Annotated in this window: 25 protein-coding genes; 10 read left to right on the top strand and 15 right to left on the bottom strand. The window is 52.1% G+C overall.

The features are described 5' to 3' along the window. The first annotated feature begins 180 nt into the window (after positions 1 to 180). Both P0078_RS14535 and P0078_RS14530 read left to right on the top strand, forming a co-directional pair. Positions 181 to 975 carry a histidine kinase gene (locus P0078_RS14535; protein ID WP_282930658.1) on the top strand — a complete coding sequence of 265 codons (795 nt, stop codon included), beginning with the start codon at positions 181 to 183 and terminating at the stop codon, positions 973 to 975. Continuing rightward, positions 972 to 1,142: a hypothetical protein gene (locus P0078_RS14530; RefSeq protein WP_282930657.1), complete on the top strand. Its 171-nt coding sequence runs from the start codon at positions 972 to 974 to the stop codon at positions 1,140 to 1,142. The genes P0078_RS14535 and P0078_RS14530 overlap by 4 nt, the downstream gene beginning before the upstream one ends. A gap of 115 nt (positions 1,143 to 1,257) precedes the next feature. Here the strand turns inward: P0078_RS14530 and P0078_RS14525 are convergent, their stop codons facing one another. Then, on the bottom strand, positions 1,258 to 1,752 hold the full coding sequence (locus tag P0078_RS14525; RefSeq protein WP_282930656.1) for a TIGR02444 family protein: 495 nt from the start codon (positions 1,750 to 1,752) through the stop codon (positions 1,258 to 1,260). A 108-nt stretch (positions 1,753 to 1,860) separates the two neighbouring features. On the opposite strand from P0078_RS14525, the gene P0078_RS14520 reads away from it, so the two are divergent. Then, positions 1,861 to 3,780 (top strand): ABC-F family ATP-binding cassette domain-containing protein, encoded by a 1,920-nt coding sequence (locus tag P0078_RS14520; protein WP_282930655.1) that lies wholly within the window; start codon positions 1,861 to 1,863, stop codon positions 3,778 to 3,780. Between the two features lie 86 nt (positions 3,781 to 3,866). On the opposite strand, the gene P0078_RS14515 is transcribed toward P0078_RS14520, so the two are convergent. Continuing rightward, entirely contained in the window at positions 3,867 to 4,805 is a 939-nt protein-coding gene (locus tag P0078_RS14515; RefSeq protein WP_282930654.1) for an outer membrane beta-barrel protein, read from the bottom strand. Between the two features lie 203 nt (positions 4,806 to 5,008). On the opposite strand from P0078_RS14515, the gene P0078_RS14510 reads away from it, so the two are divergent. Beyond that, positions 5,009 to 6,019, top strand: coding sequence for a hypothetical protein (locus P0078_RS14510; protein WP_282930653.1), 1,011 nt, complete (start codon positions 5,009 to 5,011; stop codon positions 6,017 to 6,019). A gap of 73 nt (positions 6,020 to 6,092) precedes the next feature. Here P0078_RS14510 and trmB read toward each other — a convergent pair whose 3' ends face one another. The 6 genes from trmB to ftsY form a co-directional block, all read right to left on the bottom strand. Beyond that, positions 6,093 to 6,878 carry a tRNA (guanosine(46)-N7)-methyltransferase TrmB gene (gene trmB, locus P0078_RS14505; protein ID WP_282930652.1) on the bottom strand — a complete coding sequence of 262 codons (786 nt, stop codon included), beginning with the start codon at positions 6,876 to 6,878 and terminating at the stop codon, positions 6,093 to 6,095. Between the two features lie 84 nt (positions 6,879 to 6,962). Further along, on the bottom strand, positions 6,963 to 7,340 hold the full coding sequence (locus tag P0078_RS14500) for a DUF423 domain-containing protein (RefSeq protein WP_282930651.1): 378 nt from the start codon (positions 7,338 to 7,340) through the stop codon (positions 6,963 to 6,965). A 107-nt stretch (positions 7,341 to 7,447) separates the two neighbouring features. Next, entirely contained in the window at positions 7,448 to 8,302 is an 855-nt protein-coding gene (gene rpoH, locus P0078_RS14495) for an RNA polymerase sigma factor RpoH (protein WP_282930650.1), read from the bottom strand. 222 nt (positions 8,303 to 8,524) lie between these two features. Beyond that, a complete protein-coding gene (gene ftsX / locus P0078_RS14490; protein WP_108735012.1) occupies positions 8,525 to 9,541 on the bottom strand; it encodes a permease-like cell division protein FtsX in 1,017 nt (338 codons plus the stop codon). After that, positions 9,522 to 10,208 (bottom strand): cell division ATP-binding protein FtsE, encoded by a 687-nt coding sequence (ftsE, locus tag P0078_RS14485; protein ID WP_282930649.1) that lies wholly within the window; start codon positions 10,206 to 10,208, stop codon positions 9,522 to 9,524. The genes ftsX and ftsE overlap by 20 nt, the downstream gene beginning before the upstream one ends. 36 nt (positions 10,209 to 10,244) lie before the next feature. Continuing rightward, positions 10,245 to 11,195, bottom strand: a complete 951-nt coding sequence (ftsY, locus tag P0078_RS14480) for a signal recognition particle-docking protein FtsY (RefSeq protein WP_282934620.1) — start codon at positions 11,193 to 11,195, stop codon at positions 10,245 to 10,247. Between the two features lie 505 nt (positions 11,196 to 11,700). On the opposite strand from ftsY, the gene rsmD reads away from it, so the two are divergent. The 3 genes from rsmD to ggt all read left to right on the top strand — a co-directional run bounded on the left by rsmD (position 11,701) and on the right by ggt (position 14,641). Continuing rightward, complete coding sequence (gene rsmD / locus P0078_RS14475) at positions 11,701 to 12,291, top strand: 16S rRNA (guanine(966)-N(2))-methyltransferase RsmD (protein ID WP_282930648.1); 591 nt, start codon at positions 11,701 to 11,703, stop codon at positions 12,289 to 12,291. Positions 12,292 to 12,377: 86 nt separating this feature from the next. Further along, the gene (coaD, locus tag P0078_RS14470; protein WP_282930647.1) at positions 12,378 to 12,854 is read left to right on the top strand and encodes a pantetheine-phosphate adenylyltransferase; all 477 of its coding nucleotides are present in this window, start codon (positions 12,378 to 12,380) and stop codon (positions 12,852 to 12,854) included. Between the two features lie 62 nt (positions 12,855 to 12,916). Next, positions 12,917 to 14,641 carry a gamma-glutamyltransferase gene (ggt, locus tag P0078_RS14465; protein WP_282930646.1) on the top strand — a complete coding sequence of 575 codons (1,725 nt, stop codon included), beginning with the start codon at positions 12,917 to 12,919 and terminating at the stop codon, positions 14,639 to 14,641. A 46-nt stretch (positions 14,642 to 14,687) separates the two neighbouring features. Here ggt and P0078_RS14460 read toward each other — a convergent pair whose 3' ends face one another. The 7 genes from P0078_RS14460 to radC all read right to left on the bottom strand — a co-directional run bounded on the left by P0078_RS14460 (position 14,688) and on the right by radC (position 19,379). Further along, the gene (locus tag P0078_RS14460) at positions 14,688 to 16,280 is read right to left on the bottom strand and encodes an amidohydrolase (protein ID WP_282930645.1); all 1,593 of its coding nucleotides are present in this window, start codon (positions 16,278 to 16,280) and stop codon (positions 14,688 to 14,690) included. Between the two features lie 83 nt (positions 16,281 to 16,363). Beyond that, complete coding sequence (locus P0078_RS14455) at positions 16,364 to 16,912, bottom strand: disulfide bond formation protein B (protein WP_282930644.1); 549 nt, start codon at positions 16,910 to 16,912, stop codon at positions 16,364 to 16,366. Positions 16,913 to 16,923: 11 nt separating this feature from the next. Continuing rightward, positions 16,924 to 17,076 carry a DUF5993 family protein gene (locus tag P0078_RS14450; RefSeq protein WP_282934619.1) on the bottom strand — a complete coding sequence of 51 codons (153 nt, stop codon included), beginning with the start codon at positions 17,074 to 17,076 and terminating at the stop codon, positions 16,924 to 16,926. Between the two features lie 71 nt (positions 17,077 to 17,147). Continuing rightward, positions 17,148 to 17,963, bottom strand: coding sequence for a bifunctional DNA-formamidopyrimidine glycosylase/DNA-(apurinic or apyrimidinic site) lyase (gene mutM, locus P0078_RS14445; protein WP_282930643.1), 816 nt, complete (start codon positions 17,961 to 17,963; stop codon positions 17,148 to 17,150). Between the two features lie 97 nt (positions 17,964 to 18,060). Continuing rightward, complete coding sequence (gene rpmG, locus P0078_RS14440) at positions 18,061 to 18,216, bottom strand: 50S ribosomal protein L33 (protein WP_020413983.1); 156 nt, start codon at positions 18,214 to 18,216, stop codon at positions 18,061 to 18,063. Between the two features lie 36 nt (positions 18,217 to 18,252). Next, entirely contained in the window at positions 18,253 to 18,489 is a 237-nt protein-coding gene (gene rpmB / locus P0078_RS14435) for a 50S ribosomal protein L28 (protein WP_020413982.1), read from the bottom strand. 215 nt (positions 18,490 to 18,704) lie between these two features. Continuing rightward, positions 18,705 to 19,379 carry a RadC family protein gene (radC, locus tag P0078_RS14430; protein ID WP_282930642.1) on the bottom strand — a complete coding sequence of 225 codons (675 nt, stop codon included), beginning with the start codon at positions 19,377 to 19,379 and terminating at the stop codon, positions 18,705 to 18,707. 148 nt (positions 19,380 to 19,527) lie between these two features. Here radC and coaBC point away from each other — a divergent pair, with 148 nt between their 5' ends. The 3 genes from coaBC to P0078_RS14415 all read left to right on the top strand — a co-directional run bounded on the left by coaBC (position 19,528) and on the right by P0078_RS14415 (position 23,170). Continuing rightward, a complete protein-coding gene (gene coaBC, locus P0078_RS14425; protein ID WP_282930641.1) occupies positions 19,528 to 20,733 on the top strand; it encodes a bifunctional phosphopantothenoylcysteine decarboxylase/phosphopantothenate--cysteine ligase CoaBC in 1,206 nt (401 codons plus the stop codon). 65 nt (positions 20,734 to 20,798) lie between these two features. Continuing rightward, positions 20,799 to 21,125: a hypothetical protein gene (locus P0078_RS14420; RefSeq protein ID WP_282930640.1), complete on the top strand. Its 327-nt coding sequence runs from the start codon at positions 20,799 to 20,801 to the stop codon at positions 21,123 to 21,125. Between the two features lie 41 nt (positions 21,126 to 21,166). Further along, positions 21,167 to 23,170: a phosphomannomutase/phosphoglucomutase gene (locus tag P0078_RS14415; protein WP_282930639.1), complete on the top strand. Its 2,004-nt coding sequence runs from the start codon at positions 21,167 to 21,169 to the stop codon at positions 23,168 to 23,170. The last annotated feature ends 1 nt before the right edge of the window (position 23,171 follow it).

Genomic DNA, 23,171 nt, shown 5'->3' with positions numbered 1-23,171 from the left:
AAAAACAGCGCTATTATCGACCAGTCGCCGGTTGTTGTTCCGGACTGTTTGAGGTGCTTTTCAGTTTCAGAACAATTTACAGTGTTCAGATCCCTGATTTAAATATGTTTATTACATATAGATCTGATCCGTACACTGTCCGGATGTTCCAATTGATAATAAACGTCAGGACATTTACTCATGGCTGCCAAACAAAGAGCTGTCAATTCAGTCGCAGAACTGGAAGCACAAATTTCCAAGCTAACCGTCAAGCTAGACAAAGCCCGCAACAAGAAAGTTGCCGATGCCGGCAAAAGTGTTTTAAAAGCCGGAAAAGCACTGACTTCTGCAAAAGAAAAATTAGCTAAAGCGAAAACCAAACTAGTAGACGCTAGAACTGCAGCCAAGACACGAAAGACAGCTGCCACTCAAAAGCGTGTAGAAACCGCCAAGGCCAATGTAGAAAAGCATAACGAAGTACTCCAGCAAGCAAAGGCATCACACGCCGAAGCAAAGAGTACCGAGTCCCAGGCAAAGGCCGAGCTGAAAGCTGCCGAAGCTGTGCGTAAGGCCGGTGTAAAAGCAGAAAAACTACTGAACAAATCCAAGCCAAAAGCCCGCAAAGCTACCACCTCAAAAAAAGTAGCCGCTCCTAAAGCAACCGCAGCAAAGAGCCGCACTAAAGCAAGCACTACCAGCACCGCCAAAACAGTGAAAAAGACAGTGGCAAAAAAAGCCACAGAAAAGAAAACTAGTGCCAAGAAAGCGCCAGCAAAAACCGCCGCTGCCACTAAAGCTGTAAAGAAAACTCCCGCAAAGAAAGCCTCCACTGCTGCGAAAAAAGCACCAGCCAAGAAAGCTTCTACTGCCGAGAAAAAAATCCAGCGAAGAAAGCTCCAGCTAAAACTACTGCTGCCAAAAAACCAGCGGCGAGCAAACCCTCAACGGAAGCCAAGCCTGCAACAGTCAAGCCAAGCGCAGAAACTCCGAAGGTGAAGGCTGTCAGCAAACCTGAAACCGTTGAGAAACCCAAAGACGATTCAAAAGCAATGGCTCCAGCTGAGCAGCAGAAACCGGTGGAAACTCCGCGCCCAGCAGCAACGATTACTCCCAGCACTCCGGCAAACAGCCTCTTTTCTTCGGAGCAACCCAGCGGCGAATAGTCTCGGGACTCCTCGCAGCCAAATACGGTGCTGCTTAATTGAGCTCTGTACTTTTCACGACTGTATTACCGGCGACCCCAGAAAAGTACAGCGCCCAGAGGGGTGTAACAGTGGCTTAACCCGCTGCCCCCCTGTGAGCCAAGTAGCTTTCGATCAGGCCCGCCCAGTGGGCCTGATCTTTTTGCTGCAAACCATATTGCTGGGATGCTAGCTCCAGTGCAGAGCGATCCCCCGGCCAGTCCTCAGCATAAATTTTCCACAGCGCAGCCAACTGCAACTGCTCCAGTTTCAATTCATAGCGTTTACACAGCGCGTAGACCCGCTGGGTATGGGGGCGCAAACTCCCCAACCAACGACGCAGGTGTCGCACACTGCGAATCATTCGCCTGCGCGGCGCAACGCCTCGATCTGCGACTCTCCATCCCTCTTCACTGATTTCCTTGCCACAAACGGCTGTATAGCTCGCCCACAGTAGAAGACACACGTCAGCGCCATTTCTGTCTTGGCAGTCGAGTAGGAACTGTTCGACATCCTGATAGGTATAAAAGTCCAAGCTGAACTGCCAGAGGGGGTTTTCCTTGGGGGAAGATGGAGGTGAAGTATTTGTCACGTTAGAATCCCGACCCTTTGCTGATCGGCATAGTGCCCCAGTCTCTGTGGAGTCCGGGTCTGTTCAATAGCCTAGCATTCATCGGCCTATTCATATGAGGTTTTTCCAGTGATCAATTTACAAGGGGTTTCTCTGCACCGAGGTGAGCGCGACTTGCTTGACAGCGCAGATTGCAGAATCTTCCCCGGCCACAAAGTCGGAATTATCGGTGCCAACGGCTGTGGCAAGTCAACTCTGTTCAAACTGCTGCTTGGACAACTGGAAACCGATGCGGGGCAGGTAGACCTCCCCAGCAACTGGCGTATCTCCCATATGGCCCAAGAGGTAGAAGCTAGTGAGCAGTCAGCACTGGATTACGTTTTAGACGGCGATAGCGAGTTGCGGCTATTGCAAAAGCAACTGGCAGAGGCCGAAGCAAGCGGCGATACCGACGGTCACAAACTGGCAGAACTGCACGAGCGCATGGCCAGTATTGATGGCTACAGTGGCCCGGCGCGCGCCGCGCAACTCCTCGACGGGCTCGGCTTTTCCCACGAAGAGCAACAGCGCCCCGTTCGCAGCTTCTCAGGTGGCTGGCGTATTCGCCTCAATTTGGGCCGCGCCCTGATGTGCCCCGCAGATCTTATGCTGTTGGACGAGCCCACCAACCACTTGGATCTGGATGCCACCCTTTGGCTGGAACAGTGGCTGCAACGCTTCCCCGGTACCCTGCTGATTATTTCCCACGACCGCGACTTTCTCGATGCAGTGGTCGACGGCATTGTCAGTTTTGAACAGCAAAAACTGGTCTTGTACAGCGGCAATTACAGTGCCTTCGAGCGCGCTCGCGCTGAGCGCCTGGCCCAGCAGCAAATACAGTTTGAAAAACAGCAGGCCGAACGCGCACATATGGAAGACTTTGTGCGGCGCTTTCGCGCCAAGGCGAGCAAGGCCAAGCAGGCACAAAGCCGCCTGAAAGCCCTGGACCGGATGGCTCTGATTGCCCCGGCCCATGTGGATTCCCCTTTTCATTTTACTTTGCCATCTTCCGAGAAAACCTCTAATCCGTTAATCGACCTGCGCGAGGCGGATATTGGCTATGCCGAAAAAATAGTGGTGAAGAACGTTCAGCTGGGCATTCAACCGGGACGCCGTATCGGCCTGCTCGGCCCCAATGGTGCTGGCAAGTCCTCTCTAATCAAAACCCTGGCTGGCACACTCGCCCCCCTCAGCGGCGAGCGCCAATGTGGCGAACACTTGGCCATCGGCTACTTCGCCCAGCATCAGCTGGAAGCACTGGATAGCAACGGTTCCCCGTTGCTGCACCTACAAAGGCTGAGCCCCGATGCCTCGGAGCAATCGCTGCGGGATTTTCTCGGCGGCTACGGTTTTATCGGCGATCGGGTTTTCGAAACGGTAGGGGGCTTTTCCGGCGGTGAAAAAGCCCGTTTAGCCCTGGCACTACTGGCCTGGCAAAAACCTAACCTGTTGCTTCTCGATGAACCGACAAACCACCTTGATTTGGAAATGCGCCACGCCCTGACCCTGGCGCTGGCGGAGTTTCCCGGTGCCGTCATATTGGTTTCCCACGATCGTCATCTACTGGCCAATACTGCCGACGAATTTATTCTGGTGGCCAATGGCCGCGCCGAACCCTATAGCGGCGACCTTGATGACTACAAACAGTGGCTGCTCGGCTTTAACCGGGAAAAGAAACGCAAAGAGGAGAGCCCCTCCACTGTTACTGGCACAGAGGAAAAAGCCCCTGAGGATAAGAAGGCCCAAAGGCGCGCCGCCGCCGCTCTACGCGAACAACTGAAGCCCCTGACCAACAAACTCAAGAATATTGAGCGACAGATGGCTACGGCAGAAAAGGCATTGGCCGCAGTACAGGAAAAACTTGCCGATGAAGCGCTATATAGCGGCGGCCAGCAGGAAGAAATAGCTCGACTTAATAAAGAGCAGTCGGAGCAGCAGGAATTAATGGAAGAACTGGAAATGGAATGGCTGGAAATTTCTGAGAAGCTCGAAGAAATTCGCAGCGAGTAATTTTATAGAAAATCATTTTAAACAATATCTTCAGCGGGCTTCAGAACTTTTCTGCCGCCCGCTGAAGAAATCGATTTTAGCTGCCCTTAACGAATACAACCGTATTCATCCACTGCAATACCAATCGGTGTATTTGGGCATTGATCGATATAGCTGGGTACACCATCAAAATCTGTATCCAGCGGGCAGCCATCTAATTGCACATCGATTCCCACTGGGGTCTGCGGACATTGATCAGTGGCATCAATAACACCATCGGCATCTTCGTCATACCAAAAATCCGGATATTCAAGCCATTGATAGCCGACCGCCAAGCTGGCAAAACCATCGACACCACCTTCTTCGACCCCCTGGAAAAGCCGTATATCTGCGCGGGCCTGCCAACGGGGCCCCAGGTGATATTTAATTCCCATTCCCACATTCACCATATTTTGCCGGTCATGCCAGTCACAATGGTAAGGCGGGTAGGGATAATGGTGGCCGTCTGGCCGATCCTCAGGGACATAGAATTTCTTACGACAATCCCAAGGATAGGGATAGTATGGGTCGTAGGGATGATCCGGATCATAGACATACTTTGGGTCATCTGGATGCCAGTGTTTTTTACGGTAACGCCGGTCATAATTAATACGCATTTCACCCAGGCCAAACGCGACATAGGGCTGCCAACAAAAATTACCGCAGAACTGCCCTCCAAATTGATATAGGAGATCTATACGGTAGTTATACACATCTACTTTCTCGGGCGTATCCGCAACACTCACGACGAAATAGTCGACAACCCCTTCCATCGCCCAATGATTTGTCATGTTAAAGCCAAAACCGGCACCGACACCTGAGGTATCTCGCATTTCAAAACCGCGAAATGGTGTGCCTTGTAGGCGGTCGCCATCAAACCAATGCTTACCCCCATTAACATAGAGGTTTAAAGTTCCAACAAAATCAGCACGGACTTCAGAAACTGTAAAGAGTAAGATAAACGGCAGGCTATAGAGAAATGAAAGCAGAGGATCACGCCTTCTCATTAGAAACACCAAGATTCCTTCCTTGATCAACCCCCCAAATTATTATTAACATCAATATCTATTAATAAAAATAATTCGGTTTTGTTTTCGCGATGCTTCCTGAATCCGGTTCTTATTGGAAATAAAATTCGATAATCACAGCACCACTAGAAGCATAGACGGCTAGTGGCGAAAAACAGTAATAAAGACAGGAGAGTTAACCCTTGCTGGCACCCAATATCGATAACTATGTTAGGAACTTGGTTCACCCACAAAACATACAAACCACCTGCTATGTCCCCAAAAGTATCCGTGAGTACGCACAGGACTTCCAAAATAATTCCAATAGCAACAGTAAGTGGTATCACAAGCGCAGTAGTGATGGGCTAACCCGGATCGACCAATTAGTAAGCCAGGCAGTACAAATTCAAACAAATGATTATGGAAGGATTACCCGTGTCGCCAAAGTACTAGTGGAAACCCTATATACCTGGCTTACTGGATTTGATCCCTCCACACCCACCAAGCTACTCGATAGCGATGGAATAACACGCCGTAAAGATGCCGTTTTAGCTTTACTCGGTGGAGCCTACTGCTGGTATCGACAAGCCAGTGAAGCTTTCAGCTCTGAGAGGAGAGCAATATCCAACATCGAAGCTCATTTGGACGTCCCTTTCTCACTATTTAATTACCGATTTAGCCGCAGTGGTTTTAATCTGCACACAGTGACAACGCTGTTATACCGTGGCGATACCCGCCCACCACAGAAGCTGTGGCAAGCCGGGGGATTCTTTCCCTGGATGAATCAAAATGGCCGCTTTGATCCGCACCTGGGTACCGGAGCATCTAACCAAGTCATCTCAACCACTACCAATGCAAATATTGTTGCGCGCTTTGCCTGGCACAACAAAACTTATTGCCCAAAAAGGTATTATTTTGTGCATGGAACAAATGAGGGTGACTTAGCCACTACCGGTTTTATCTATGAGCTCGATAAAAGAAACCACCAATGCGTAGAGGTTTCCACTGTCACCCAGGGACGTGAAGTTGCCTTTATGGCTATTCCCAACCAATTTATTCGCCGCTTTCGCATGCGTTATTTTGCAGGCACCCAAAATAATATTGAACTGTCGGACTGGATGTCCTATGAAAGTAACACCATCCGCAACCTGAATGTTGTCGAAGACAAGCGCCGATGGGAAGCGGCCAAGAAAAACTGGAATGAGTTTTTCTAACAATAGAGGTGGGCTGTTGCATGCCACTGGTGCCATGTTAGCACCGGTGGCAAACATCGATCGTCAGTGCGAATTATTCGCCTTTGGACTCTTCAACAGTTGACGCATCTACGTCAGTGGTAGTTAGCGGCGGCGCTTCACCAGGTAACCTGCGGTATACCAGATCCCAAACACCGTGCCCCAGTCTCTGCCCTCGACGCTCAAACTTGGTCTCTGGGCGCCATTCTGGCCGGGCAACATAATCACCCTCACTGGCGGTATTTTCTAGCAGGTTTTCACCCTGCAATACTTCCAGCATATGCTCGGCATAATTCTCCCAGTCTGTCGCCATATGCATAAGACCGCCAGTTTTTAACTTGCTGCAAATCAGGCGAACAAATTCCGGCTGCACTATCCGGCGCTTGTGGTGCTTCTTCTTGTGCCAGGGGTCAGGGAAGTACAGCTGGAAACGATCCAGGCTCCCATCGGCAATACAATCGTTTAGGACATCGACCGCATCGGCCATGTAAACACGCAGGTTTTTGATACCTGCCTTGCCGGCATTATTGATCAACCGGCCAACGCCCGGCGGGTGTACTTCAATACCAATAAAATCCTTATCTGGCTCGGCTTCAGCCATGGCCAGCAGGGAATCCCCCATACCGAAACCGATCTCTAACGCCAGTGGCGCCTCGCGGCCAAAGACCTGTTGGCGATCCAGAGGTCCATCAAATAGGGAGAGTCCATACTGCCCCCAATAATTGTCAAAGGCATTGCGCTGCCCCTCTGTCATTCGCCCCGCGCGAATCACATAGCTGCGGATAGATTTCTTCTTAAATTCTGTGCGGTAGGGAAAATCTTCCGCAGATTCGTCTTGCATTGTTCGCGACCTCTTATGCGAAACGGTTTATATCTTGATGTTTTGTTCGGGCTCGGTATCTGAGTGTAAGCCCAGTAAAGGTGGCTACTTAGAGAAATTAAATGCGGCAAAAAACAGGGCTACCCAACCGGCAATCATCATCAGCCCACCGAGAGGAGTGATTGGACCTAACCATCGGGGGCCTCCCAGTGCCAAGGCATAGAGACTGCCGGAGAAGAAGATAATACCGAAAGTAAAAAGAGCACCGCTCAGGGTCAGCGATAATCGGTTTCCCCAGTTTTGCATTAGCAGTACCACACCAAACAGCGCCAGGGCATGGATCATCTGGTACTGGACTCCGGTTTTATAGGCCTCTAACAGGTTCTCTGCCACTTTACCGCGCAGGCCGTGAGCCCCAAACGCCCCCAGAGCCACACCACTAGCGCCAAAGAATGCACACAGCAGCAGATAGAGTTTGGCCATTACCTTCCCTTTTTGTTTTACCCAGTGGTGACAGGTATGCCTGTAACAGGCGGGACAAAAAAACCGCGCTACTGCGCGGTTTTTTACCCGTGTACCAGAATGCCGATTTAGGCTTCCATAGCAGCACGCACTTTCTTCATGGCATTTTTTTCCAGCTGGCGAATTCGCTCAGCGGAAACACCATACTTATCAGCCAACTCATGCAATGTGGATTTCTCCTCACTGAGCCAGCGGGCCTGAATAATATCGCGGCTGCGATCATCCAGTTGTGCCATGGCACTGGCGAGGCTGGTCAAGTTGGTTTCCTGCCAGTTATCCCGCTCAAGCTGGGCGGCCGGATCAAAACTGCGGTCTTCCAGGTAGTGAGCCGGTGCCTGCCAGGCGGTATCGTCATCGTCATCGACACCCGCATCAAAAGCCGCATCGTGTGCAGCCAGGCGGCCTTCCATTTCATGGACCTGGGTAACATCCACATTCAGGTCTTTGGCGACGGCTTTAGCTTCTGCATTGGTCAACCAGGCGAGTTTTTTCTTCTGACCGCGCAGGTTGAAGAATAATTTGCGCTGCGCCTTGGTGGTGGCAATTTTGACAATACGCCAGTTGCGCAGGATAAATTCGTGGATTTCAGCTTTAATCCAATGTACCGCAAAGGATACCAGGCGCACTCCCTTTTCGGGATTGAAGCGTTTGACGGCCTTCATCAAACCGACATTACCTTCCTGAATCAGGTCGGCTTCATTGAGCCCGTAGCCGGAATAAGATTTGGCGATATGCACTACAAAGCGCAGGTGTGACATGACCAGCTGGCGTGCAGCATCGAGATTTTCGCGGTAATAGAGGTCTTCTGCCAGGTGCTTTTCCTGTTCAGCGGTCAGTACGTCAAAACCACTGACGGTCTGGATATAAGCTCCCAGGTTGGCGCCCGGAGACAGCGTATGCACTGGCTGTAGGCTGGTTCCCATTCAGGTCTCTCCTGTCATTATTAGTCGGCCGATCTTACCGGCCGCTGCCGGCGGATACTGTATCCGGCGACAAGCTGGACTCAGTGTAGCACTTGCACGGGCAGATAAGAAAGCCCGCCAACAACTACCGTATTCTGTTGTATTTCGCGGAATTAGAGGGGCTTTTTACGCCTCAGGTTCCCTTTGCCAGAACACTTTACCCTTCTTGATCAGACTGAACGGTCAGCGGGGTTCTATCTTGCGAGTGTGTCGCGCTACCGCAAGCCAAGCCCCTAATAGGCCCAGAGAGGAGGCCCCCAAAGTTAATTGAAAGAAGTAACTGGCGCCCGGCCCTCTCAGTTCGAAGCTACTGCCATAACTTGATGACAGACTCTCAACTGGACCAGACAACATAGCCACACCACCTGCAAGCAACAGCCACGCCAACAGCCCGCCAAATAGTCCATAACAAATGCCACTGTAAAGGAACGGCCGTCGCACAAACGCATTAGTGCCGCCAACGAGCTTTACTACCAGGATCTCCTCCCGACGACTTTCGATATGCAGTCGTATGGTATTGATCACCACCAATACCACTCCCAGTGCCAATAACAGGGCTAGACCTGCGGAGAGACGCTGCCCCAGTTCGGTGATCTGGGCGAGGCGCTGGACCCAGGCGAGATCCAAGACCACTGAATCCGTCAGTGCCTGGGCTCTCAGGTTCTCCACCAAAGCCTGAAGTTTATCGCCGTCCTTCGCATCCCTTGGCCGCAGCAACAGCACTGCCGGCAGGGGGTTGGCATCCAGGCCAACCAATACATCCCCAAGCCCCGAGGCCTGTTCAAACTCTGCCAGGGCATCTTCCGGGGAGACATAAGTTACCTCCGCGATAGCGGGGTCACTGCGCAATTTGTCGGCCAGGGAATTAACCGCAGCCTGTCTCGCATCTTTGTGTAGAAAAACAGAAATTTGTGGCTGCCCATCCCAACCAGCCACCGCGCGCTGGAAATTCAACAGGCCCAATTGCAATGCCGCCGGCAGGGCCAGGGCAATAGCAATCACCAGCGCCGTCATTGCACTGGCCATGGGTGCGCTAAAAAATCGACTGACAGAGTCGGCGGCCATCTCACGGTGATGCCCCAACCAGCTATTCCATCGATCGCCCAACCCTGTTTGTGCAACAACAGCGCCGGTGCTGCGCACACGTTTGTCTGCGGCAGGGTTGGCCTGCCGTTGCGCTTTAGCTTGGGTGTACTTCACGGCTCGGAACTCCGTCGTATATCAGTTGGCCAGCCTGTAGGGTCAATACCCGTCGGCGCATCCGTGCAATCAGTTCCAAGTCGTGGCTCGCCACCAGCACCGTAACTCCCACTGCGTTAAAGTCGGCGAATAACTGCATGATTTCCTGCGAGAGTGTTGGGTCCAGGTTGCCGGTGGGCTCATCGGCAACCAATATCGCGGGCTTGTTAACGACTGCGCGGGCAATCCCAACCCGCTGCTGCTCACCACCAGACAACATAATGGGATTTTGCTTTTCCTTGTGCAGCAAGCCAACCTTATCCAGGGCTGCGCGAACCCGACGCCCCACCTCGCGCTTATTGCAACCAGCAACAGACAAGGGCAGGGCAATATTGTCAAAAACGCTGCGGTCAAATAGCAGCTGGTGATTCTGGAAGACAATACCCAGATTGCGGCGGTAGTAGGGGATCTGGCCATTGCGCAGGCGGTTGAGATTCTGTCCGGCGACAAGAATACTGCCCTTAGTAGGGCGTTCAATCGCGGTCAGGAGTCTCAGCAAAGTACTTTTACCCGCACCGGAGTGACCGGTTAGAAACACCATATCGCCACGGGGGATTTCCAGGCTGACTCGCACCAGGGCATCCTGCCCCGATGCGTAACGCTTGTTCACATTATCGAAAGTGATCACGGCTTCTGTTGTTCTTGTTATTTCCTAGGCGAATTATCAGGCCTTATCGCGGCCAAACAGGGCGGATACGAACTCACGAGCGCGGAATGGCTGTAGATCTTCCGCCTGCTCACCCACACCGATAAAGCGCACCGGGATACCGAAACGACGAGCCAGGGCAAAGATAACGCCGCCTTTGGCAGTACCATCCAATTTGGTCAGCACCAAGCCAGTAACGCCGGCCGCCTCACGGAACTGAGAGGCCTGGTTAATCGCATTTTGGCCAGTGCCAGCATCCAGTACCAACAGCACCTCGTGGGGCGCGCTGGGGTCCAGCTTGCCCATCACCCGGCGCACCTTGGACAACTCCTCCATCAAGTTGGATTTGGTGTGCAGGCGCCCGGCGGTATCGGCAATTACCACATCAACGCCGCGCGCCTGGGCAGACTGAACCGCATCGAAAATAACTGACGCACTATCGGCACCGGTATGCTGCGCTACAACCGGTACATCGTGGCGCTGCCCCCAAACCTGCAGCTGCTCAACTGCTGCGGCACGGAATGTATCACCGGCAGCCAACATCACTGACTTGCCTTCACCGAGAAAGCGGTGGGCCAGCTTGCCGATTGTTGTGGTTTTACCCACACCGTTTACGCCCACTACCAGAATGACGTAAGGCTTCTTGCTGATATCGATTTCCAGGGGAGCATCAACACTATCGAGTAAGTCAGCCAGCTCCTGCTGCAATGCCTTGTAAAGTGCATCGCCATCGGCCAGTTCCCGACGGGATACCCGTTCGGTCAGGCGCTCGACGATCTCGCTGGTGGCCTCAACTCCCACATCTGCCATTAACAGCTGTGTTTCAAGTTCTTCCAGCAGATCTTCATCGATTTCCTTGGCCCCGAGGAACAGGTTTCCCATCCCCTCGACAAACTGGTTGCTGGTGCGGCTGAGGCCGCGACGAATACGCGCAAAGAAGCCCTCTTTCTTTTTGGCTTCCGGTTTCAGCTGCTCTTTGGCTCTGGGTTTTGGAGCTGGCTCGGATTGAATCGGGGCTGGCTTCTCGGCCTCTTCTTTTATTACAGGCTCTGCTGCAACCACCTGTGAGGGTTCGACAACGGCCTCCGGCTCGCCCGCCGCATCAGTATGCTGCGCCCAGCCGGCACTTTCCTCTTGGGGGGCAGAAGCTGGGGTAGTGGGTACATCGATAGGGACCTTTGCCTCCTCCAGAGCGGAGGTTTCTCCCTGGGCAGGCGACTTTTCCTCTATGTCTGAGGGCGTTTTGTCCAGCGCTGAGGGCTCTTGCTCTAGCGCTGAAGGCTCTGGGCTCTGCGCCGATGATTCCTCTTCAGACGCAGCAGTGACCTCCGCCTGGGATTGCTGGGGCTCACTTTGTTCGGGCTTGCGCTTCTTCTTTTTGCGCAGGAAGTCAAAAATCATTCGTATGTCCGGATGTACCGCTTGCAGAAAGACGCTAATCTTAGCATCGCTAAGCCCCCAGTAGAGAGTTACCTTGGCCAGAAGTTCATCCCGAAAGCAAAGCCCGCAAAACCTTTCACAGTTACGCATCATTGGCGGACAGTGGCGCGGGCGAAAATTACAGTTTGCCCCAGTGGAGGGCTTGAGACCTACCGGCGACCGACTGCGGGAGGTTCTGTTTAACTGGCTACAGTTCTACCTGCCCGACGCCCGCTGCCTGGACCTCTTTGCCGGTTCAGGAGCCCTGGGTCTGGAGGCGCTATCCCGAGGCGCCGGCTCGGTAGATTTTGTCGAGCTGAATACTCGCGCTGCGCGAACCCTGGCGGAACAGTTAAAACAGTTAAATGCCCGGGAAGCCAAAGTCCATAACTGTAGTGCAGAAGAGTTCCTCGGAAGTAATGGAAGTAAATACGACCTCGTATTTATCGATCCCCCTTTTGCCGACAATCTTTGGCAGGCAACTCTAGGCGCCCTGTCCGGCCATCTTTCGCAGGATGCATTAATCTATGTGGAAACACCGCGAGACACAGTGGTTGCATCAATACCAGGCTGGGAACAGGAAAAAGAAAAACGTGCGGGACAGGTGTGTATGCGCTTGTTTCGTCGCGCTGGCCCGGCAGGTTAGGGAAGAATAAAAAGATTCGGTTTTGACCTTAGCCGTAAATTGTTTACCATTCGCATCCCATTCGGCCCGCATTTAAGCCTTGGCGTATGAAAAAAGTCGTCTATCCCGGAACCTTCGATCCCATCACCAATGGTCACTTGGACTTGGTGGAGCGCGCATGCCGCTTGTTTGACCACGTTATCGTGGCTGTGGCTGCCAGCAATCGCAAAAACCCCCTGTTCACCTTAGAGGAGCGGGTAGAACTTTCACAAAAAGTTCTCGGTCACCTGCCCAATGTCGAAGTCATTGGGTTTGATATCCTGCTCGCCGACCTGGTGCGCCAAGTAGATGCTTATGGCGTACTGCGCGGTCTGCGCGCGGTGTCCGACTTTGAATACGAGTTCCAGCTGGCCAATATGAACCGCCAGTTAGCGCCCAATATGGAAAGCCTGTTCCTGACACCGGCAGAACATTTGTCCTACATTTCATCCTCTTTAGTACGTGAAATTGCCTCCCTGGGCGGCGATGTCACCAAGTTTGTTCCGGCTGCTGTACAAAGCGCGCTGGAAGAGAAATTTCGTTAAGCCTGAATCTGGCTATTTCTGATACACTCGAGCGGATTTATCCACAATCCGCGGAGTGTTACGTGCGCAACTTTCTCGCCGCCTTTGCACTGGTTCTGAGTCCCGCTTTCGCTTTTGCCGATGAACCACAACCGGAGTTTGATACCGGTCGCACTGCCGTTAAGTCCTCAACGGCCAACTTCTATATGGCAGTCACTGCCAACCCCCATGCCAGCCGGGCTGCCGAGCAGATTCTCGCCCGGGGCGGCAGCGCTGTGGACGCCGCCATTGCCGCTCAGATGGTATTGGGATTGGTAGAACCACAATCCTCCGGGATTGGTGGCGGGGCATTTATGCTCAGCTATGACGCTGCGGCAAAGAAGCTCAAGTACTACGACGGGCGCGAGACAGCCCCCTCTCAGGTAGACGAAAATTACTTTATCCGCGACAACAAGCCGCGTTCATTTTTTGAGTCTGTAATCGGCGGCTACTCGGTCGGCGTTCCCGGTGTTGTGCGAATGCTGGAAATGGCTCACGAGCGCGATGGCAAGTTACCCTGGGAGCAGTTATTTCAGCCGGCCATACACCTGGCCAAATCCGGCTTTCAGATATCACCGCGCCTTCACCAGCTGTTACTGCGCATGCCGAAGGTGGCTGCTCGACCGGAAATTGCCAGCTACTTCTTCAACAGTGATGGCAAGCCCCTGCCGGTGGGTCACAACTTGAAGAATCCAGCTTACGCGGAAGCCCTGGAGGCCATTGCCCAGGGCGGTGCGGATGCCTTCTATCACGGCGACATTGCCAAGGCTATCGTCAAAGCTGTGCGCTATGACAGTGCCAACCCAGGGCTCCTGAGCCTCGAAGATATGGTTAGCTACCGGGCCAAGGAGCGCCAGCCCCTGTGTTCGGAGTTTCTCGAATATCGTGTGTGCGGTGCGGATGCCCCGTCGTCCGGAGGTACCACAGTAGGCGGCATTCTGGGCATGCTGCAACAATTCCCACTGGAGCGCTTCGAGCCTGGCAGTGATCTGCTCACCCACTTATTTATCGAAGCTTCGGAACTGGCATTTGCCGATCGCAACACCTACTCCGGTGATTCCGACTTTGTCCAAGTACCCAGTAAATCACTGGTGTCCAGGGATTATTTGGCTCGCCGCGCGCAGTTAATCGACCCGGACTCTGCCACAGCTGCGACTCCGGGTACCCCAGCCGAACTCGGGGGGAAGCGGGTGATGGCCCAGTCGCCAGAGTTGCCCAACACCAGTCATTTAGTGATTGTCGACCGCTACGGTAATGGTGTCAGTATGACGACCAGTATTGAAACCGGCTTCGGGTCGCGCCTGATGGTGAAGGGCTTCCTGCTCAACAACCAGCTCACCGATTTTTCCTTCACTCCAAATAACAGTAGTGGGGAGCGGGTGGCCAACCGCATTCAAGCGCGCAAGAGACCACGCTCTTCCATGTCCCCCACCATCGTTTTCAATAAAGATGGCAGCATGCGCCTTCTGGTGGGTTCCCCCGGCGGCTCACGAATTATTGACTACACCGCGCGCACCATTCTCTACCATCTGGGCTTGAATATGCCGATTGCCGAAGCGATTTCTGCGGGAAATATCGGTGCAATCGGTAAGAGGGTCGAATTGGAGCCCGGCTTTTTCAGCTCCGATACTATCGAGAAACTCGAAGCCCGTGGGCACGAGGTTGTCGAAAGGGGCCTCAACAGTGGTATCCATGCAATCGCTTTGCAAAATAACAAGCTGTACGGGGGAGCCGACCCCCGCCGCGAGGGCAGCGCCCAAGGGCGTTAACATTGATCAACCGAGGGGCGCACTTCCCCTCGGTTTCTTCCTCTCCTTAGCGCCTGCGGTCATAGACTTTCTGACCTTTGTAATAAGTCTGTATCACCCGGACACTACCAATATCTCGCTGCGGAATTAAAAACAGGTTTTTGTCCAAAACAATAAAGTCCGCCCACTTTCCCACCTCCAAACTACCGGTATCCCGCTCCAGGTGATTCGTAACAGCACCGGTAAAAGTGAACATTTCAATCATTGTCTCCAATGATATCTGGTTACTGACTCCAGCATGGATGTTCTGGATTGGTGACACCTCTCGCCCGGCAACATATCCCGAGTCCATAACCACGGCTATATGACGAGGCTCTGTATTAGATTTTCGACTTTCAGTTAAGTAACTTTTATCATCTGGAGAAACTTTTGAGCGCGCTGCTACTGACAGCAATAAAATCGGTTTTTCCTTATCAGCTGACAATACACTCCCAGCATTATCCGAACTAATATTAAGCAGGGTGTTACGCAATCCCAACTCCCTGCCACCATCCAGGGATATCTGTATGAGCTTTTGTAGAGCTGCCAACTCTTTATTACGCTTAGCATCCAGGTAAAACTGGAAATTATGTGAATTAGCACGAGTAATTATCCTGGAAATAAGTTCACTCGATAGGCCTGAATCACGTTGATCACCTAAACCTACCTTGTCAGCTTTCAAGCTGACCGAATTGATCTTGAAATCATCACTGGAATACTTTTCTGCAACCTTCTGCAATTCTCTAAGTTTCTTACCAGTGACATCCATCGCTATTTCAAAGGATGCTCGGATACGCAAACTCAATTTCTCTGACGATAGTGGGCGATCGAAGGCGCTGAGATATTTATTTAAATCATTGAGCGGCATTACAGCCTGAAAAAAAGTAGTTACGCCTCTCTTGGCCGCAATATTCTTAATCTCTGAAAAACTTCGAGTTGGTTTTTCCCCCTCATTATTTACGGGTATCAGACGGGAAAAAACCTCCACCGCCTCACGACCATGAAAAATACCGATGGGAAGACCATCTTCATCTTTTTCGATCCTACCGCCCTCAGAAAAATTAGACTCCATATCAATCCCAGCTGCGGCAATACCTTCAGAGTTAGTCCATACACTGGCGCCATCTTCTGAGAAAAGAATAATGGGGATCAAATCATTTATTTGATCCAATATTGCTTTATGTGGTCTGTGTGGTGCAAAAATAACATGACGCCAGCCGCTGCCGACGACAAGCTGCTTCTCGGGGTTGGCCTGAATAAATTTACGAACGCTATTCTCATACCCCTCTACAGTTTTATATGTGGATAAATCCAAACTGTCACTGATACCAACATCAGGTATTTGCTGAATAAAACCGGGCAATACCATTTTTCCACTGAGATCAGTGACCTTTGTTCCCTCTCCTACAAGGGCTTCTGCCCCCCGATCTGTACCCACATAAACAATGCGCCCATCGCGGATAGCCATTGCCGAGGCAATACTGCGGGCCGGGTCGACGGTATAGATATACGCATTCCTTAAAACGTGCTGGGCGGGTTCAACACTGGCGGCCGGCGAGGGAGATTCAGCTCGTTCACAAGCAATTAACAATAGTGAAATGAGCAGGCAGGCCAGGCGCATAGGGACTCCTCACAGTTTTCCGCAATTCCCGATACTCGGGTCTTATCAGGAAAAGTGTAGAAAGCTCGGACACATTTGTGTGCCTAACTTCGAGACCACAACCAGTGATACCCAAATGACCCACTGGTGCAGGGACCCAAACCGCACTCGAGGAGAACCGCGACGAAATTGGCCAACACGACAGTAAAGAACGAGATGGCAATGCACTTTTCAATCAAAGTGAACTCTCTGGTGGCAAAACTTCGCCGCTTAAAACCAAACATTAATGCAACGCCACAGTAGATCAGTAAGACAAAGAAAATCAGCGCAGACCAAGTGTATAAATGTAAGCCAAATACTGGGCTACCAAACCCTGGATCGCCAGGGGTGATATGCAGCAATACCTGCCTGACAGCAGCAGCGAGACCGGCTAGACACGAAAGAATAACAACGCCGTAATGCTCTGCACGAATACTAAAGCGCAGGTTCAGCATTAATCCCATGCCAATCATGGCAAAGGCAACACGCTGTAAAAGACAGAGGGGGCAGGGGTGTTGATGAAATGCCAACTCCATGATCAAGGCAATCCATAGGATTATGCTTACCGCTAACAGCGCCAAGCTATCCAGCCTCCTGACCATAAACACCATCATGGGTACGGTCCCTAGAAAGACAGCGACAATGCTCGCGTCATATGATATCCACACCACATAATGAAGATCAGCAGGGTCAACAACCACCAGCCCATTGCGGAGCGGCGACGACCGTTCCAAACGGCCCAAATCGACAGGGTGACCGTAAGAAAAGGCAATATCATGACCACTAAGCAGCTCCTTATCGACAATACGATGATATTAGTATTGCCTAAAGCTGCCAGAAGGATGCGATTTAACGTTGGCAGCTAGAGCAGAAAAAGGTATTTCTCTGACCCAATACCATATCTTTAACTGCTCGGCCACAAGAGGGACAGGGCTCACCCGCACGGCCATAAACATTTAGTTGTTGGGCGAAATAACCTGGTTTTCCATCGCCGCCGATAAAGTCCCGCAAGGTAGTCCCACCTTGGGCGATCGCCTGACTGAGAACCTGCTTTATGGACTCAGCCAAGCGCTGGTATCGGACTTTGGAAATAGAACCGGCCTGTCGATCTGGGCGAATGCCCGCCAGGAAAAGAGATTCACTGGCGTAAATATTGCCCACCCCCACAACGATACGGCCATCCATGATAAAGGTTTTGACCGATTGCTTGCGCTTGCGCGAAGTCTCGAACAGATAGTCACCACTAAATTCTTCCGAGAGAGGCTCTGGGCCCAGGTGGCTGAGTAAGTCGTGGGTCAGAGGGTCCGCTACCGTCCACAGTAGGGCACCAAAACGGCGCGGGTCGCGGTAACGCAGTGTGAGACCACTATCCAGGCGCCAGTCGATATGATCATGCTTTTCCGGTGCCCGTGCAGCCTCGACCATACGCAAGCTGCCAGACATCCCCAGGTGCCAGATAGCGCAGCCCTTGTCAGTATGCACCAGTAGGTATTTGGCCCGGCGCTCCAGCTTCAGTATCCGAGCATTGCGGATACGGCGCTCAAAGTCTGCCTCCACGGGCCAGCGCAATTGATGCTGGCGCACTTTTGCGGAGCGAATTTTGTGCCCCTCCAGGTGAGGTTGCAGGCCTCTGAGAGTGGTTTCTACTTCTGGGAGCTCTGGCATCGTCTGGAGTTACCCTGTGTAAACTGGCTGCTCAGTTTCCAATACGCACAAAAAAGCCCGGTTAAAACCGGGCTTTCTGTACAGTAGCGGTAGGCAATTACTTGATTTTGCCTTCCTTGTACATTACATGCTTGCGTACAACGGGATCGTACTTTTTGATCTCCATTTTCTCAGGCATGTTGCGCTTGTTTTTGGTAGTGGTGTAGAAGTGGCCAGTACCGGCGCTGGAATTCAGACGAATCTTCTCACGCATTGCTCTATCTCCAATCTATTAGCTGGGCTACAGCCGTTACACTTTTTCGCCGCGGGCGCGCAGCTCAGTCAAGACAGCGTCGATACCTTTCTTATCGATAACGCGCATACCTTTCGCGGAAACACGCAGCTTCACAAAACGCTTCTCGGATTCAACCCAGAAACGGTGGCTGTGCAGGTTCGGCACGAAGCGACGCTTGGTGCGGTTCTTAGCGTGGGATACATTGTTTCCGGTGACCGGACGCTTACCGGTTACCTGACATACCTTGGACATCTGTTGGCCTCTTCAAAACGCTTGTGCCCGCATGGCGCCAATCCTGAAGAGGAAAGGGTAGTGCGGGAACATAAAAATCGGGATTCTAATCCGGTTCCTGGATGGCGGCGGAACCTGTGCAGAATCTGGCCCGGCCGCAAAGAGCGGCGTTTTATACCAAAAGAGCCCGTAGGGAGCAAGTTTTGTACAACATTTCAACGCCGGGAACGACGCCTTTACATCAATCCCTGCTCTGCAAAGGATAGCGCCTTGCCCTCACCGACGATCAAATGATCCAGAACTTTGATATCCACCAGCTCTAGCGCCTGGGTTAAACGCTCGGTAATCCAGATATCTGCCTGGCTGGGCTCACTGACACCAGACGGGTGGTTGTGCGCCAAAATAACCGCCGCAGCTCCCTTCAGCAGCGCTTGCTGTACTACTTCACGCGGATAGACATTCGCCGCATTCAGAGTCCCCTCGAACAACTCCTCAAAAGCAATTACCCGGTGTTGATTATCCAGGTAAAGGCAGCAGAACACTTCCCTGCGCCGGTGCCTAAGCTGGATTGCCAGGTAATCCCTGACAGCTCCGGGACTGCACAGTGCGCTGCCGTGCTGTATGGTTTCCGCCAAGTGCCGCTTGGCCATTTCCAGCGCCGCCTGCAACTGGGCAAACTTGGCATCGCCGAGCCCTCGCGCGCGGCAGAAACCGTCTCGCTCAGCCTCCAGCAGAGGGCGCAAGCCGCCAAAATCATTGAGAAGCCCCCTGGCCAAATCCACGGCTGAGAGGCCGGGGAGCCCCACACGCAGAAAAATTGCCAATAGCTCTGCATCCGACAGAGCCTCAGCCCCTCTCTCCAACAGCTTTTCCCGAGGCCTCTCGCCTGCGGGCCAATCTTTTATTTTCATTTGTAGCCCAGTTAGTCCGTGACTTATCTATCGCACATCTACTGAACACCTTTTCCTCTCAGCACCGGCAAGGCGCTACTGCTGTCTTATAAGAAACGACGCAGAAATGCTAATCTTACCGGCTCGCACCAAATCGGAAACAGCATTTATGTCCTCTCTGGCCGACAAACGCATACTTTTAGGTATCAGCGGTGGAATTGCCGCCTATAAGAGTGCCGACCTGGTTCGCCGGCTCAAAGAGCGCGGCGCAGAAGTCCGGGTGGTAATGAGTGCCGGGGCGCGAGAGTTTGTACAGCCACTAACCTTTCAGGCGCTATCCGGTAATCCGGTGCATACAGACTTGTTGGACCCCTCGGCAGAAGCCGCCATGGGTCATATCGAACTGGCGAAATGGGCTGACCTTATCCTGATTGCTCCAGCCAGTGCCCAGGTAATCGCGAAGTTGGCCGCCGGTATGGCTGATGACCTTCTAACCACCCTTTGCTTGGCCAGTGAAGCCCCCCTGGCCCTGGCACCAGCCATGAACCAAGCCATGTGGCGCCACGCAGCTACCTCAGCCAATACTCAGACCCTGAAGGGGCGCGGAGTCATATTCTGGGGCCCGGGCGCAGGCAGCCAGGCCTGTGGCGACGTAGGTCCCGGCCGTATGCTAGAACCAGAAAATCTGGCGGAACACGCTGAAGCCCTGTTTCACACAAGCCACTCACTGCAGAACCGCAGGGTAGTAATCACTGCCGGCCCCACCAGGGAAGCCATTGACCCCGTGAGGTTTCTCAGCAACCACAGCTCTGGAAAAATGGGCTTCGCCCTGGCTGCTGCGGCGCAGAGTGCCGGCGCCGACGTAACGTTGATTGCCGGTCCCGTCAATCTGGATACGCCGCCGAAGGTCAATCGTATTGATGTTGTCAGCGCCCAGGATATGTATGAAGCAGCAATAAATGCTGCCGACCTCTGCGATATCTTTATCAGTGCAGCAGCCGTTGCCGATTTCCGCCCGGCCCAGGTCGCTGAGCAAAAAATCAAAAAGAAAGACGGGAAAAATGATGATGCAATTGCCCTAATCAAAAACCCCGATATCGTCGCGGCCATTGCCAAACGGACCGAGCTGCGGCCTTTTACCATTGGATTTGCCGCTGAGACTGAACAGGTACTTGAGCATGCTCAAAGCAAGCTCCGCCGAAAGAACCTCGATATGATTATTGCCAATGATGTAAGCCAGCCAAATTCTGGATTTAACAGCGATCACAATGCTGTCACCGTGATCGATACCGACGGTCAGAGCCAACTAGCTCCCGCTTTAAAGACCGACCTGGCCCGACAACTCATTGAACTCATTGCCTCTAGGGCTGTGTAACAAAATTTACGCACAAAATAGGGATATCTGTGGTCTCCAACAACAAAAAGAAACCAGGCGGTACCATGCATAAAGGGTTGCTTTTACCATCACTGTTAATAGTTGTCGCTTGGCTGGGCGGCGCATATCTATTAGCCCAATACCTTGTAATGCCACATAATCATTCGCAGATTGAGTTAGCTGCCAAACAAAAAACTGCCGAACTAGCTGAGATAGTGCAGTCTTACATTACAAGCTATTCAAAAAGCCTGCAGGCCCTGGAGTCAAGGAAACTCCCTGCAGCAATACTGATTGAATCTGCCAAACTACCTGAGCAGGTATCCCTCCAGGCCTTTTCTTCTGAACAGGTTCGAGTAGGCTCTGGGAAAAATCCCCCCTCAACTTTGCCCTAGTTGACTTGTTAAAGCGCGGCCAGGGAACACCTGAGCAACCAATGGAAGTACTGCGTACAGGTATGGAAAATAGCTGGCAATTACATAGTGTTATTAATTTGGAAAATGAACAGCTACTGGCTACCCAACCCTTTTCTGTGCTGGAAAATATTTTAAAAAACCTGGGCAGTAGTAATGGACAAGTTCAGTTGATGCAGAAATTTCCCGATGCCCACCGACAAACACTGTGGCGCGCCGGTAAAGGAAAAGGCTACAACACTGTGGAGCAACTTGACGACAGCTATTTAAGCCTTCACTTCAGTCCCTCCCAAGCCTTTGTCGAACAGCACAGCCTGCCCACATCCTGGATTTACATTGGTGCTGGCGCTGGGATATTGGCAAGTCTGCTCGCCCTGCTCAAATTCTTACCCCGCGATTCAAGAGCCCCATGGGAAAGGAGTAAGGAGGCTAGTGGTGACGAGCTAAATAAAGCACATCCACAAAACTCTGATGGGGGGACTGCACAGACTCCCAATACAGATTTTTTACCGCAGAGTTTGGCCTCAGCACCGAGTATCTCAGACTCTGACTCGGAAAGTTCAGAAAGCGAAAAGGAAAATAGCTCAGAGAACCTTCCAGAAAGTGGTGTTGATAAATCCGACCTGTCTCTTACCAATGAGTATCCCCAGCATGTTTTCCGCGCTTACGATATCCGTGGAATCGCCGGGCAGGAAATCAATGAACCTTTTGCCTATCAGCTGGGTAGAGCGCTTGGCACCCTGGCACAGCACGCCGGTGAACATCTCTTGCTAGTAGGCCGGGATGGACGCAATAGCAGCGAAGCTCTTAGCCAATGCCTGATTGAGGGGATTCTTGATAGTGGCTGTAACTCTATCAACCTCGGTTTGATTCCATCGCCATTGCTCTATTACGCCTGCGCAAAGGGAAAAAACACCAGTAGCGGGGTCATTGTTACTGCTAGCCATAATCCAGCAGAATACAACGGCTTTAAAATCGTGCTGAAAGGTCGCGCCCTGGCGGAAGACAAGCTGCAGGGGCTCTACCAATTAATGAAGAAAGGCTCGCTTAAAAGCGGCGAGGGTGTTAACCGGGAACAAGAAATCACCGATAAATATGTCGATGAGGTATTCAACAATGTCGCTCTCGCTGGACAACCACATCTGGTTGTCGATGCCGGCAATGGTGCTACATCTAATTTAGCACCCCGCCTGTTTGAGCAATTGGGCTGTGCCGTAACACCGATATATTGTGAAGTAGATGGCAACTTTCCCAATCATGCACCGGACCCCTCCAGGCCTGAAAACCTCGAGGCCCTCACTGAAAAAGTACTGGCTACTGGTGCAGATCTGGGCGTAGCTCTGGATGGTGATGGCGATCGTGTTACCTTAATTTCAAGCAGCGGTCGTATCGCTTGGGCCGACCAACTGGTTATGTTATTAGCAAGGGATATCCTCGCGCGAAATCCTGGAGAAAATATTGTCTTCGACGTTAAAAGTAGCCGCAGTTTATCCCAGCTAATCAACCAATATGGTGGCCGCCCGATTATGTGGAAGACTGGTCACTCCCCCATGAAAGCCAAGATGTTGGAGACCAAAGCTATCTTGGGCGGCGAGCTATCAGGGCATATCTTTATTAAAGACCGTTGGTTTGGCTTCGACGATGGCCTCTACGCAGCCGCACGGGTGCTTGAGATCATGGCACTGCGCGAACAGAGCCTTGACGAACTCCTCGATACATTACCAAAAATGTACAGCACCCCCGAAATCCTGCTACCTGTTGAAGAAACTGAGAAATTCTCGTTGATTGAACAGCTGCGCGAGAAAGGGAATTTTAGCAATGCTGATGTCAACACCATCGATGGGCTACGTATAGAATTTTCCGACGGTTGGGGACTTATACGTGCTTCCAATACCACCAGTGCGTTGACTCTGCGCTTTGAGGCCGAAAGCGAACAAGCCCTTGAACGTATCCGTACAGAAGTGATGGGGCAACTTAAAAAAATTGCTCCTGCGATTGTAGTACCCGACTGGCAACTGCTCGATTAAG

Origin of the sequence: Microbulbifer sp. VAAF005, assembly GCF_030012985.1 — a bacterium.
Lineage (GTDB): Bacteria > Pseudomonadota > Gammaproteobacteria > Pseudomonadales > Cellvibrionaceae > Microbulbifer.
This window is presented reverse-complemented; position numbering and strand designations above follow the sequence as displayed.